At 34.3% G+C, this 13,822-nt stretch carries 13 protein-coding genes; 7 read left to right on the plus strand and 6 right to left on the minus strand.

The genetic code is table 11. The features are described from left to right. Window positions 1–92 precede the first annotated feature (92 nt). Complete coding sequence (locus Q1A01_RS22395) at window positions 93–1,352, plus strand: aminotransferase class I/II-fold pyridoxal phosphate-dependent enzyme (protein WP_299685373.1); 1,260 nt, start codon at window positions 93–95, stop codon at window positions 1,350–1,352. A 224-nt stretch (window positions 1,353–1,576) separates the two neighbouring features. On the opposite strand, the gene Q1A01_RS22400 is transcribed toward Q1A01_RS22395, so the two are convergent. Further along, the gene (locus Q1A01_RS22400; protein WP_299685376.1) at window positions 1,577–1,987 is read right to left on the minus strand and encodes a DUF4293 domain-containing protein; all 411 of its coding nucleotides are present in this window, start codon (window positions 1,985–1,987) and stop codon (window positions 1,577–1,579) included. A gap of 199 nt (window positions 1,988–2,186) precedes the next feature. Here Q1A01_RS22400 and rho point away from each other — a divergent pair, with 199 nt between their 5' ends. Then, window positions 2,187–3,920, plus strand: coding sequence for a transcription termination factor Rho (rho, locus tag Q1A01_RS22405; protein ID WP_299685379.1), 1,734 nt, complete (start codon window positions 2,187–2,189; stop codon window positions 3,918–3,920). A gap of 128 nt (window positions 3,921–4,048) precedes the next feature. Beyond that, window positions 4,049–4,753: an SIMPL domain-containing protein gene (locus tag Q1A01_RS22410; protein ID WP_299685382.1), complete on the plus strand. Its 705-nt coding sequence runs from the start codon at window positions 4,049–4,051 to the stop codon at window positions 4,751–4,753. Here the strand turns inward: Q1A01_RS22410 and trmD are convergent. The 5 genes from trmD to Q1A01_RS22435 form a co-directional block, all read right to left on the minus strand. Further along, window positions 4,750–5,430, minus strand: coding sequence for a tRNA (guanosine(37)-N1)-methyltransferase TrmD (gene trmD / locus Q1A01_RS22415; protein ID WP_299685385.1), 681 nt, complete (start codon window positions 5,428–5,430; stop codon window positions 4,750–4,752). The genes Q1A01_RS22410 and trmD overlap by 4 nt on opposite strands. Before the next feature lie 55 nt (window positions 5,431–5,485). Continuing rightward, window positions 5,486–5,977, minus strand: coding sequence for a GNAT family N-acetyltransferase (locus tag Q1A01_RS22420; RefSeq protein WP_299685388.1), 492 nt, complete (start codon window positions 5,975–5,977; stop codon window positions 5,486–5,488). Window positions 5,978–6,030: 53 nt separating this feature from the next. Then, window positions 6,031–6,648 carry an LPXTG cell wall anchor domain-containing protein gene (locus Q1A01_RS22425; RefSeq protein ID WP_299685390.1) on the minus strand — a complete coding sequence of 206 codons (618 nt, stop codon included), beginning with the start codon at window positions 6,646–6,648 and terminating at the stop codon, window positions 6,031–6,033. Between the two features lie 206 nt (window positions 6,649–6,854). Continuing rightward, window positions 6,855–8,300, minus strand: coding sequence for a glyceraldehyde-3-phosphate dehydrogenase (locus tag Q1A01_RS22430; RefSeq protein ID WP_299685393.1), 1,446 nt, complete (start codon window positions 8,298–8,300; stop codon window positions 6,855–6,857). 391 nt (window positions 8,301–8,691) lie between these two features. Then, the gene (locus tag Q1A01_RS22435) at window positions 8,692–10,107 is read right to left on the minus strand and encodes a trypsin-like peptidase domain-containing protein (RefSeq protein ID WP_299685396.1); all 1,416 of its coding nucleotides are present in this window, start codon (window positions 10,105–10,107) and stop codon (window positions 8,692–8,694) included. Between the two features lie 132 nt (window positions 10,108–10,239). On the opposite strand from Q1A01_RS22435, the gene dapF reads away from it, so the two are divergent. From dapF to Q1A01_RS22455, 4 genes are all read left to right on the plus strand, one after another. After that, window positions 10,240–11,022, plus strand: coding sequence for a diaminopimelate epimerase (gene dapF / locus Q1A01_RS22440; protein ID WP_299685401.1), 783 nt, complete (start codon window positions 10,240–10,242; stop codon window positions 11,020–11,022). Further along, the gene (locus tag Q1A01_RS22445) at window positions 11,016–11,561 is read left to right on the plus strand and encodes a GNAT family N-acetyltransferase (RefSeq protein ID WP_299685404.1); all 546 of its coding nucleotides are present in this window, start codon (window positions 11,016–11,018) and stop codon (window positions 11,559–11,561) included. The genes dapF and Q1A01_RS22445 overlap by 7 nt, the downstream gene beginning before the upstream one ends. Further along, a complete protein-coding gene (mltG, locus tag Q1A01_RS22450; RefSeq protein ID WP_299685407.1) occupies window positions 11,561–12,604 on the plus strand; it encodes an endolytic transglycosylase MltG in 1,044 nt (347 codons plus the stop codon). The genes Q1A01_RS22445 and mltG overlap by 1 nt, the downstream gene beginning before the upstream one ends. A gap of 364 nt (window positions 12,605–12,968) precedes the next feature. Beyond that, entirely contained in the window at window positions 12,969–13,640 is a 672-nt protein-coding gene (locus tag Q1A01_RS22455; RefSeq protein ID WP_299685410.1) for a peptidoglycan-binding protein LysM, read from the plus strand. Window positions 13,641–13,822 lie beyond the last annotated feature (182 nt).

Here is a 13,822-nt window from a genome sequence, read left to right on the forward strand (position 1 = left end):
TTTTTATGTTTAGCACCTAACCGATTATAATTTTTGAATTAGGTCAACATATATAATTTATGTAGTTTTGCATTTCGTTTGAAAATTTGAATATGAAGGACTTATTTGATAAGATTTATAAGGATAAAGGGCCATTAGGAAAGTGGGCATCAGTAGCTGAAGGTTACTTTGTTTTTCCTAAACTAGAAGGACCGATATCTAACCGTATGGGATTTCAAGGAAAAGAAGTAATTACTTGGAGTGTTAATGATTATTTAGGATTAGCCAATCGTCCAGAAGTACGTGAGGTTGATGCACAAGCAGCAGCAGATTATGGAAGTGCTTACCCAATGGGAGCACGTATGATGAGTGGTCACACACACCTACATGAACAATTACAAGATGAATTAGCCGCCTTTGTAAGTAAAGATGCCGCTTATTTATTAAACTTTGGATACCAAGGCATACTTTCTACAATTGACGCACTTGTCGGAAAAGATGATATTATTGTTTATGATGTAGATACACATGCGTGTATTATTGATGGTGTTCGTTTGCATATGGGTAAAAGATTTACCTATAAGCATAACGATATGGAAAGTATTGAAAAAAATCTTGAGCGTGCCACTAAAATGGCAGAACAAACTGGAGGAGGGATTTTAGTGATTTCAGAAGGAGTGTTTGGAATGCGCGGTGAGCAAGGAAGATTAAAAGAGATTGTCGCACTTAAGAAAAAATATAATTTCCGTTTATTAGTAGATGATGCCCATGGATTTGGAACATTAGGAGCTACTGGAGCAGGAGCAGGAGAGGAACAAGGTGTACAGGACGAAATAGATGTGTACTTCGCAACATTTGCAAAGTCTATGGCAAGTACTGGTGCATTTATTGCTGGTGATCAAGAAATCATAGATTACTTAAAATATAATTTAAGATCTCAAATGTTTGCAAAATCGTTGCAAATGCAATTGGTCGTAGGAGCTCTTAAACGATTAGATATGTTACGTACCATGCCAGAACTTCGCGAGAAACTTTGGGAAAACGTAAATGCATTGCAAGGAGGGCTAAAGGATAGAGGCTTTGATATAGGAACCACACAAAGTTGTGTAACTCCAGTATATCTAAAAGGAAGTATTCCAGAAGCTATGGCGCTTGTAAAGGATTTACGTGAAAATCATGGAGTTTTCTGTTCTATTGTTGTATATCCTGTAATTCCAAAAGGATTGATACTTTTACGTATGATTCCTACAGCGTCTCATACACTTACAGATGTAGAAGAAACACTAGCGGCATTTGAGGCCATTAGAACGCGTTTAGAGAATGGAACCTATAAAAGATTATCTGCAGGAGTAGAAGCTGCGTTAGGAGCTTAAACAGATACTCTTAAAATATATAAAGCCGATTCTAATAATTTAGAATCGGCTTTTTCTTTTATAATACCTGTTAGATGATTCTCTAAACTATACTCGAACTAGCGACTCAAAAGAATTGTGTATAGTAATAATTTTAGGAGGTTATTTAGCTGAATCTATAATTAAAAAAAGAAAACCCTCCATTGCTGGAGGGTTTTGCGCACTAATAACTAAGATTTATAGGTCTATCGCAATCGATCTACAGATTTTACAAGATCTTCATCACGCTTAATTGCCTTATTGGCTAAGGCTAGTAAAACGATAGAAATAAGCGGAATGATGAATCCAATACCCTTCTCAAGAACCGCCGTTCCTCCGGATAAGATTTGTGATCGGTATACCAATACACCTAATAAAACAAAGTTTAATATTATTGTTAATCGCCCTAAAACGAATTGATTTTGTCTCTTTTTGTATAAAAATATAATAACAAATGATAAAACAGCACTTAATGCAAATAATCCTAATATAACCAGATCATCTTTGGCCCAGACAGCATTTCCTTCAGAATCAGCATAAAGACTCAAAACAAATGGTAAGACTATAGAAACGATTCCAGCTAAGGCTAAATATATAGATTGTATGCGTTGTATCACTTTGTAAAAATAAATTTCAGATGCAAAAATAAGTTTCTTTTATGAGTTATTTGGAAAAGTTTAAAAATAAAATTGTATCATTGTAATGTAATAACGTAATAAGCTCTCCGCTTGTTATTTCATTACCCGTTTATTTATCGATTTCTTCTTTCGGTATATTTTCAAAATCACACAATTATTAATTCACTCTAGTTACTAGATGTTTGACATTTCAGAATTAAAAGCAAAAAAACTTCCTGAGTTGCAGGAAATCGCAAAAGGTATTAGTGTTCCTAAGTTTAGGTCATTAAAAAAATTAGATCTTATTTATAAGATTTTAGATGTGCAAGCTGCAAATCCAGCAAAAGTTTCTGCAACAGCAGTGGCAAAGCCTTCTAAACCAGCGCCACCTAAAAAGGAAACTATTGAGAATAAAGGTCAGAATAATAAAACGGCCGAAACTCAGCAGAAACCAAAACCTTCTCGCGAAAAACCACAGCGACCAAGAAGTCAAAAGCCTAAAAATACCAACAAGGCAGAAGATGTAAAGGCAGTAGTTAAAGAAACAAAAGCACCTCAAAAAGAGGAAGCTAAAAAATCTACTCCTACGCATACACACGATAAAAATAACGATAAGAACAAAGACAAGAAATCTGATACAAGCTCTAACGAGCAGAAATCTAGAGATCATCAGCGAGACAATCGTCATAATAACAACAATAATAATAAACGTCAGCATCGCGATAATAATCGCAATCAGAACAGGAATCAGAATAACCGTAATAACGGAAATGGTAATAAGGATAGTAGAAATCGCTATCGTGAGCCTGATTTTGAATTTGAAGGAATCATCGAAAGTGAAGGTGTTCTAGATATCATGCAAGATGGATATGGGTTTTTAAGATCATCAGATTATAATTACTTAGCATCTCCAGATGATATTTATGTATCACAATCTCAAATACGTTTATTTGGTTTAAAAACAGGAGATACTGTACTAGGAGTTATACGTCCGCCTAAAGAAGGTGAAAAATATTTTCCACTGATTAAAGTGTCTAGAATCAATGGTTTAAGCCCAAATATTGTTAGAGATCGTGTTTCTTTTGAACATTTAACACCATTGTTTCCAACCGAAAAATTCAATTTGGCAGCTAGACAGTCTAGTATCTCTACCCGAGTAATGGATATGTTTGCACCTATTGGAAAAGGACAGCGTGGTATGATTGTATCACAACCTAAAACAGGTAAGACAATGTTATTAAAGGATGTGGCAAATGCTATTGCTGCAAATCATCCTGAAGTGTATCAAATGATCCTTCTTATTGATGAACGTCCTGAGGAAGTAACAGATATGCAACGTAACGTAAAAGGTGAGGTAGTTGCTTCTACTTTTGATAAAGAAGCTCATGAGCACGTTAAAGTGGCAAATATTGTTCTTGAAAAAGCAAAACGTCTTGTAGAATGTGGTCATGATGTTGTAATACTATTAGATTCTATAACACGTCTAGCACGTGCTTATAATACGGTACAGCCAGCTTCAGGAAAGATCCTTTCTGGTGGGGTAGATGCTAATGCATTACATAAACCAAAACGTTTTTTCGGAGCTGCTCGTAATATAGAAAATGGAGGTTCTCTAAGTATTATTGCAACAGCACTTACAGAAACAGGCTCTAAAATGGATGAGGTGATCTTTGAAGAATTCAAAGGAACTGGTAATATGGAATTACAATTGGATCGTAATATTTCTAATAGACGTATATTCCCAGCGATTGATCTTACATCCTCTAGTACACGTCGTGATGATCTATTACATTCTAAAGATACAAGTCAACGTTTATGGGTACTTCGTAAGTATCTTGCTGATATGAATCCTGTAGAGGCGATGGAGTTTATGAGTGATCGTATTAAGAGTACACGTAATAATGAAGAATTCTTGATTTCTATGAATCAATAATTGAATTCACATTTATAACTTATAAATCCTCTCAGTAATGGGAGGATTTTTTTATACGCTTTCGCGAAAGCGTACCCAAGATTAAAATTTGTAGATTTAAGGAATCATCAATATTTAAAAGTTATACTATGAAATATGTATCATTGCTGTTTTTAATCTTTGTTACAAGTGCTATTTTTTCTCAAACATCGCTTATCGAGAGTTCCAGATATATTGAAGTTTCTGGAAGTGCCGAAATTGAAATCACACCTAATAAGATTCTAATAGCTGCTTATTTATCCGAGCGAATGGAAGGGAAGAAAAAAGTGGATTTATCATTGATAGAAAAACAGTTTGATGACATTGTACAACGTCTTGGAATTTCAAAAGAAAATATTTCACTCGATAATGCAATTGGTCAATATACTCGAGTAAGAAGAAGGCGGTCAGATGTTTTAGCCTCTAAGGTGTTTTTGATAGAATTTAGTGATGTAGTGCTTGCAAATAATTTTCTAGATGCACTGAAAGATGTAGATATTGCTAATGATATTCGTAAAAAGACACATACTGAATTAGCTAGATATAGAAAAGAAACAAAAATTGAAGCTGTAAAAGCAGCGAAGGCAAAAGCAATATATTTAACAGATGCAGCTGGCGCAAAAATTGGAAAGGTTTTAAGAATAGTTGAATCTAATGATACTGGTTTTCCAGTAGCTATACCAACGAGTCAATCTTATAGAAGAAGTAGCAATGTATTTAATGTTTCTTCATTATCGGAAGAAACAACGAGCGATAAATTTAGTGCTATAAAGCTACGTTATGAAATGGATGTGATTTATGAAATTATAGATTAGTCTTCGTCTAGCAAGTCAGGTCTGCGTTCTTTGGTACGTTGATACGCTTGTTCTTCGCGCCAAGCTTCTATCTTAGGGAAGTTTCCGCTGGTAAGAAGTTCTGGAACTTTCCAACCTTTATATTCAGCAGGTCTAGTATAGATAGGGGGTGCTAATAATCCGTCTTGAAAGCTGTCTGTAAGTGCAGAAGTTTCGTTTCCGAGTACTCCTGGAATTAAACGAATAATAGCATCACAAAGAATTAAAGCACCTAATTCGCCTCCGCTTAATACATAATCACCAACAGAAATTTCTTTTGTTATAAAATGGTCACGCACACGCTGATCAACTCCTTTATAATGCCCACAAAGGATAATGATATTTTTTTTAAGAGACATCGTGTTTGCCATGCCTTGGTTAAGTGTTTCCCCGTCTGGAGTCATGTATATGACTTCATCATACTCTCGTTCAGACTTTAAATTTGAGATACACTTATCTATAGGCTCTATCATCATTACCATACCAGCACCACCACCAAATTGATAATCATCTATTTGTTTGTAATTATCTGTTACGTAATCTCTGAGATTATGAAAATGCACTTCTACAAGACCTTTTGCAATAGAGCGTTGCATAATAGAGGCTTCAAAAGGGCTCTTTAATAAATCGGGTACAACAGTGATGATATCTATGCGCATGCGTACTATAAATTAGTATTTTGAATATACATTAAGAGCCTTTCTAAATGACTTATTAATTTGTAGCCCAAAAGTAATGTAAATCTGGGTCTTTTGTAAATCCTAAGCGTTCATAAAGATGTTGCGCAGGATTTGTAGTTTCGGTTTGTATTACAATTCCTTTTTGATGTTCTTTATGACATAACTCTTTTACTTCATTTATAAGCGCTTGCCCTATTCCTAAGTTTCTGTGGTCAGCATGGATATACAAATCGTTGAGGATATACATGCGTTCCATACTTACGGAAGAAAAGATAGGGTAGAGTTGTGTAAAGCCTACGGCGGTTTCTGAATCTGCTTTACCGCTTCGCTCTCCCGTTGGTCGTGAATCTCCCACGTTCGATTTCGCGAAAGCGATATAAATAACGCTATCTAGATTTGTAAGTCGTTCTTTAAGAAATGAGCGTGCTTTGTCTTCATCTGAAGATTGTCTATAAAACACACGATATCCATCAAATAAAGGGACTAAAGCTTCTAAGTCTTGTAAGGTTGCTAATCGTATATACATAAAAAAAATCTGTACTCGAAAGTACAGATTTTAAATCTATTATTTTGGTTTGTTTAGCTTTTTGATTGCTTGAGTAGTTTATTACGTTCGTCTTGTAATTGTCTACCTAATTTTTGTTCTTTTTCTAAAGCTTTTCTTTTGTAATCATCAAAATCAAGTTCTAACTCATCCAATTTTCTTTTTGCTTGGCGTGTTAAGGTATTACTATTTTTAAAACGGAATATGAATAGCAATAGCCCTAAAAATAAAATCCCAATAATACTAAACATCATAGTTTGATAACTGCCTTTACTCATTTGAGATCCGAAAAAGTTCATACTGTCTTTTTCTAAATTTGTGTCTTCCAAGCTTTTTTGAGTACTCGTAAGATTTGTGTTTAGACCATTAATTTCAGAAGCCTGGTCTTTTATGCGCTTATTAAGATTGATTATTTTAGTCTTTAAAGTAGTAACACTATCTGAAAGTTGCTTCCTGTAACGATCTAGTTTTGGTCGTTCAATAACTTTATAGCGTTTTGCTCCATTGTTGTAATTACCACTTGATGTAATTACTTGGTCATATTGTTCTACTACCGTTTTTGGAGTAGTCTCTTCTATTTGTGGTTCTTGCGCATTTACATGTAAGAGCACACTAAAGCATAAGATTAGTAGGGAGAGTGTTCCTTTTGTCATGGGTTTTAGGGTATTTAGTCAGTTATACTATTTTAAATGACTAGTTCTTAGGTTTGTTTGAGGACAAAAATACTAGAAATAATCAACTTAAGTACGTTTAGAAATAAGACTTGGTTCTTTTATGTTAAAATAAAAGCTCACTTTTACAAAAAGTGAGCTTTTAAATCTTGTTTTTTTCTTATAGAACGTATAAGAAAAAGAGTCTATTAGTAATACGTAAAACGTCTTACTTTAGAAATATGTTTTGCAAGTCTTATTACTTGATGGCTATACCCATACTCGTTATCATACCATACATATAATACTACATTTTTTCCGCCTTCTCTTACAATAGTTGCATTACTATCATAAATACTAGGTGCAGATGATCCAACAATGTCACTAGACACAAGTTCATTGTCTATAGAATATTTTATTTGCTCAACTAAACTACCTTCAAGAGCATATTTTTTTAATGTGCTATTAAGATCTTCTGTACTAGTTTCTTTGTCTAGCTCTAAATTTAGAATTGCTAGTGATCCATTTGGAACAGGTACACGTATAGCATTTGAAGTTAATTTACCTTCAAATGTTGGGAGTGCTTTACTCACAGCCTTTCCTGCTCCTGTTTCTGTAATGACCATGTTAAGAGCAGCTGCCCTTCCTCTACGGTACTTACTATGCATATTATCTACTAAGTTTTGATCATTTGTATATGCATGTATCGTTTCTAAGTGTCCATACTTTACGCCAAAAGAATCATCCATTGCTTTAAGAACTGGAGTAATTGCATTGGTTGTACAAGAAGCAGCAGAGAAAATTGATATCTCATCTGGATTATGCTCTAGATGGTTTACACCGTGTACAATATTAGGAATTCCTTTACCAGGAGCAGTAAGTAATACTTTAGCAACTCCTTTTCCTGCTAAGTGTCTACTTAGTGCTTCATGATCTCTAAACGCTCCTGTATTATCAATAACAAGTGCGTCATTAATTCCATAGGTAGTGTAATCAATATCTTCTGGGGCATTTGCACTAATGACATGCACGGTTGTACCATTAATGATTAATGCTTTTTTGTCTGCATCTACTGCAATGGTACCTGCAAAATCTCCATGTACGGAATCACTTTTAAGTAAGGATGCTCTTTTTTCTAAAACAGTAGCATCTATCTTACCACGAGTAACAATCGCTCTAAGTCGCATTTGAGCTCCTTTCCCAGTACGCGTCATAAGCTCTCTAGCTAATAAACGGCCAATACGACCAAAACCATATAATACAACATCTTTAGGAGTGATGTTAGTACTTGCTTTTGCGGGTTTTAATTTTTTAGCTACAAATGAAGTAGCGCTTATATGATCTTCTTCAAGATGATATTCATAGGTAAGCTTTCCAATATCTAATTTTGCTGGCGGAAGCTCTAATGTCTTGATAGCTTCTGCAATCTCAACACTATCAAAAATAGAGATAGGCTTTTCTACAAAAGCACCTGCATACTCATGTAAATCTAAAATTTCACTTACATTTCTGTCAATGAGTTGGTTTCTAAAAAGTACTAGCTCTATAGATTTATCATACCATAGGTCGCTTGCAATTTTAATAAAGGCAACCGCCGCTTTACGACGATCTGCTTGAAAAGAAAGTTCTGTTTCGTAAGTATCTAGATGACTCATACTACTATTTTTGTTTTTGAATGTCGTTTTTGTTTAAGACATTCTTTTTTAATTTTCGGCAAAAGTATAGATTTCAAACGTTTTCGTAACAGAAAAAAACAAAAAAAAAGCGCTTTTAATTTAAAAGCGCTTTTTTATTATCATTGGATTATGTGTGTTGAACCTGGCAATGTGTAGTTTGTCCCATCGATTGCCAGACATTTTCCCAAAGATGAGCCGAATGCCAATCAGGTGCTATCCAACTTCCGCCTCCGCTACGAGTGCAGTAAACAAAACCTGCATTAACTTGTTTTTGCTCTTCTTTGCTAAGTTCATGTTTTTTTAACTTCTTAAGCATAATAATTGTTTGATTTATAGTTAATAATAATTTTCTAAATGTATTATTTTCTTTTTAGTTTTCAAAAATGTATCGATTTCTTTCTCCATTTTGATCTATAAAAACAATACTTATCGTTTCATTATTTCTTTTTCTATTGATGATATTTTTCACATCTTCTATATTCGAGACTATTTCGTCGTCAATTTCAGAAATGACAAGTCCTATAAGATTACCATAGCGTCTCATTTCTGGTGAGGTATCAGAAATTACTACTCCGTGTTTAGCCTTGAATTTCTTTAGATCTTTAGGAGAAGCATTTTTTACTTGTATGCCTAAACGATTAATATCATACGTCATAGATTTTACAAGTGTTACTGGTAGTGTGATTTCTTTATTACTGCGTAATAGTGAAACTTCTACAACATCATTAGGTCGTTTAGAGCTTATATAGCCTGATAAGTCTGAGAACTTATTGATTTTTATATTATCAATTTGCTTGATGATATCTCCTGTTTGTATTCCTGCTTTTTCTGCCCCACTTTCATATTCTACTCCATCTACATAAAAGCCTTCTGTAACAGAAATTTTTAGCGTTTTTATTTTTTGCGAAGAGAGTGATTTTATAGAGTTCCCTCTTACTCCTAAGATTCCTTTTTGTACAGAACCATATTGCATGATATCTTCTACAATCTTACGAGCATTATTAGATGGTACAGCAAATGCATACCCAACATAAGATCCAGTTTGAGATGTGATCGCTGTATTGATTCCTATAAGTTCTCCATAGGTGTTAACTAGTGCTCCTCCGCTATTACCAGGGTTTATTGCCGCATCGGTTTGTATAAATGATTGATAATTAGAATCGTATTCATCAATATCTCTAGCTTTTGCAGAAATAATTCCTGCTGTTACCGTAGAAGTAAGGTTAAATGGATTTCCCACCGCAAGGACCCATTCTCCTACTTTTGCAGCATCGCTATCGCCAAATGGGATATATGGTAATTCATTGCCTTCGGCATCTATTTTAATCAGCGCAATATCTGCTTTTTCGTCAGTTCCGATAAGTCTAGCTTTGTATTTGCGGTTATCGTTTAAGGCAACTTCTATTTCACTAGCACCTGCAATTACATGGTTATTTGTAATAATAAATCCATCTCCAGAGATAATAACACCACTTCCGGCACCTACAATACCTCCTCGTTGCCCACCTCCTCTCAGAAATTCCATCATGTTACGAGGTTGTTTGTATTCTTGTTTGTTACTAACGTGCACAACAGCATTTACAGTACGCTCAGCAGCTTCTGTAAAATCAATTCCAGAACTAGCAGCTGCTGTATATGCGGTTGGGGTATATACAGGAATGCTAGAAGGTTGATTTTGAGTGAGATCAACTTGTGGAGCTGGTTCTTCAATAAATAATTTGTATGCGCCTAGGGTTATAATACCTGCTAGGACAGCAACAGAAAGTAAACTTGCTATTTTTTTCATGGTCATTTTCATTAGGTAATTATATAATGTTAAAATTAAAATTTTAGTATACACGAAATTCATATTTAACTGCCTTTTAACAGCACAGGCAATATGCTAATTCCGTATTTTTGTCGTTCATCTAAGTAAAGCATGACGATACCATTTAAAAAATACCAAGGAACTGGCAATGATTTTGTCATTGTTGATAATCGACACTTATTTTTTCCCAAAGATGATACCAAACTTATAGCGACACTTTGTGATCGTAAATTTGGCATAGGGGCAGACGGTTTAATCCTTCTTGAAAATCATGATGAGGTAGATTTTACAATGGTGTATTATAATGCAGATGGTAAGCAAAGTAGTATGTGTGGTAATGGAGGGCGATGTATAGTAGCTTTCGCGAAAGCGTTACAAATTATAGACGCTGAAACTACTTTTATGGCAATAGATGGGTTACATGAGGCATCTGTTACAGAAAATGGAATTGTACATTTAAAAATGCAAGATGTTTCTACTATTACAACAACGTCAACGTATAGTTTTTTAGACACAGGGTCTCCTCATCATATACAGTTTGCTGAAAATTTGTCAGTGCTTAATGTGAAAGAAGAAGGTGCACGCATACGATATAGTGAATTATATGGTACTGCAGGGAGTAATATTAACTTTGTTTCTCAAGAAGAAACAAATGTATTTGCCGTAAGAACATATGAACGTGGAGTAGAAGATGAAACATTAAGCTGTGGTACAGGCGTTACAGCAGTGGCACTTGCGATGCATCATCAAGGAAAAACAAATGCAAATCAAATACAGCTCGCTGTAGAAGGAGGTGTATTAGAGGTGAGTTTTGAAAAAGAAGCAGAAGGATACCGTAATATTTTTTTAATTGGCCCTGCGACATACGTTTTTGAAGGAGAAATAGCATGGTAACACTTACAGGAAATAGTGTTTTTTTAAGAGCTTTAGAACCAGAAGATCTAATAACAATACATCGTATAGAAAATGATGAACGTCTTTGGGGTTTAAGCGAAACACTTGTACCTTTTTCTTTATATAGTATCAAAGAGTATATTGCTAATGCGCACAGGGATATTTATGATATTAAACAATTGCGTTTAGCTATTTGTAATAAAGAATCAAAAGAACTCATAGGTCTTGTTGATCTTTTTGATTATGATCCTCATAATGCAAGAGCTGGTGTGGGAATTTTAATTGAAGCAGAAACAAATAGAGGTAAGGGCTATGGGAAAGAAACGCTAGCACTGGTGCTTGATTATGGGAAAAGACATTTAAAGTTACATCAATTGTATGCAAATGTTCTTGAAGACAATACTGCTAGCATTCAGCTTTTTACAAATGCAGGTTTTGTAAAAGCAGGAATTAAAAAAGATTGGAGAAGAATAAGTGGGGAAGGGGTTCGCTTTCGCGAAAGCTATAAAAACGAGATTTTATTTCAACATCTATTATAATGTATATTAAACGAATTTTATTGATCATATCACTTTTAGGAATTGTAGTCTGCGCTATTTTTGCTTACAGTGTGTATAGTGCTATTTTTTCTCCAAATACAGCTTTTGAAAATGAAGAAGCGTATCTTTTTGTAGCTTCAGATGCTACTTTTGAAGATGTAAAAGAAGATATAGCCCCTTTATTAGAAGACCTAGAATCATTTGTTACTGTGGCTGAGCGTAAGGGTTATATGACGAATATTAAATCAGGGCATTTTGCTATAAAAAAAGGGATGAGTAATAATGATATTATCAATACCATTCGTAGTCAGAATAAACCTGTAAAGATTGCTTTTAATAATCAAGAACGTATAGAAAATCTAGCTGGACGTATTGCGATGCAATTAGAAACAGATAGTTTGTCTTTACTTCTAGCTATGAAAGAACCTAATTTCTTAAAAGCTAATGGTTTTACAGAAGAGACAGCCTTGACAATGTATATTCCAAATAGCTATGAATTGTATTGGAATATCTCTGCAAAGGGATTTAGAGATCGAATGCTTAAAGAGCATAAGCGTTTTTGGAATGATGCTCGAAAAGCAAAGGCTAAGTTATTAAAATTAACTCCGGAGCAGATATACGCACTAGCTTCTATAGTGCATAAAGAGACTGCTAAGGTTGATGAACGACCTCGTGTAGCGGGAGTGTATCTTAATAGGATTAAGAAAGGAATAAAACTTGATGCAGATCCAACAATTATATTTGCTTTAAAGAAAAAAGCAAATGATTGGGATATGGTAATAAAAAGAGTTCTTTATAGGGACTTAGACATACAATCTCCATACAATACATATAGAAATGCAGGAGTCCCTCCTGGACCTATTTTTATGCCAGATATTTCGGCTATAGATGCTGTTTTAAATGCAGAAAAACATGGTTACTATTATTTTGTTGCAGACATTGAGCGATTTGGATATCACAAGTTTGCAAAGACACTTTCACAGCATAATGCTAATAGCGCCGCCTATAAACGTTGGATTAACAACCAAGGAGTAAGACGTTAAAAGGCGCAAAAATTCTGTTAATAACCCTGTTCCTAACTTTTGCGGTATTGTTGTTACTTGAAGACGCTTAAAGAGTAATTTTGAGTATCAATATGATTGCACTTTAGTGTTGTATTTGACGTTTTTAAAGGGGGCAAAGATGTCATTTATGTTTTTTTAAGCTAATTTCTTAAAAGAATCTTAACGCTAAATCGATGAAAAGCATTGAAAATAAAGGGTTTTGTTAAATGAACAGTTATTTCATCTCCTTTGTCGATTTTTATTTGGTAGATTCAAATATAGTTGTATTTTTGCCGGCCGAAATAGACAGCGCTATATAGGGTTTTAAAAGTTAAAAAAATCTTAGCAGTCGAAAAGCGATTATATGGTAAGAAGCCTGGTAAAAATTACTGTACTTCCATTTATGGTAGGACTTTTGTCACTAGGAAATATTTCAGAAAAGAAACGGGAACTCACTAAAACGGAAGACTTTTCTCAATATTCAACTGAAGGTTTAGACCTTTATTATACGGTGCCTTTGCCTGAGGAGACTCTTCAGGAAGAAACTTCGTCTTATTTTCCACTTGCACTCACAGGTGGAATGTATACAGGGTTTAAAGAAGCGTTAGCTTTTAAAGAATCTCAAGGTAATTATTTTAGGATAAATACTTTTGGATATATGGGGAAATACCAATTTGGAGCCTCTACGCTAGATTTAATTGGAATAAAAAACACTAAAAACTTTATTAAAGATCCAGTTTTACAGGAACAGGCATTCTTATTGAATACTTCTCGTAACAAATGGGTCTTAAGACGTGATATTAAACGTTACTCTGGTAAATGGGTAGGCGGAATTAAGATTACAGAATCTGGTATTCTAGCTGCGGCACATTTAGCAGGACCTGGGAGTGTAAAACGTTTTTTACGTTCTGGAGGAGAAATAGGATTTAATGATGCTTTTGGAACTTCAATACAAAGTTATTTAAAAAAGTTTTCTGGGTTTGATGTTTCTTTTGTTCAGGCAATTAAGAGACCAAGATTAGAAGATTTAATTTAATATAAATATTTTAGTTAATCACAAAAAAAGCTCCTAGTATATCCACTAGGAGCTTTTTTATATCAATAAGTTTTATTGGTGTTTTATCTTTTCAGTGTAAAGTGCCCTACAAACTCTCTTTGTGTTCCTAGTCCATCAGGTTCTGTAAAGTTTACTCTAAACCAATAATCATCTGAGTTCAT

The organism is uncultured Dokdonia sp., from assembly GCF_947492815.1.
In the GTDB taxonomy this organism is placed as follows: domain Bacteria; phylum Bacteroidota; class Bacteroidia; order Flavobacteriales; family Flavobacteriaceae; genus Dokdonia.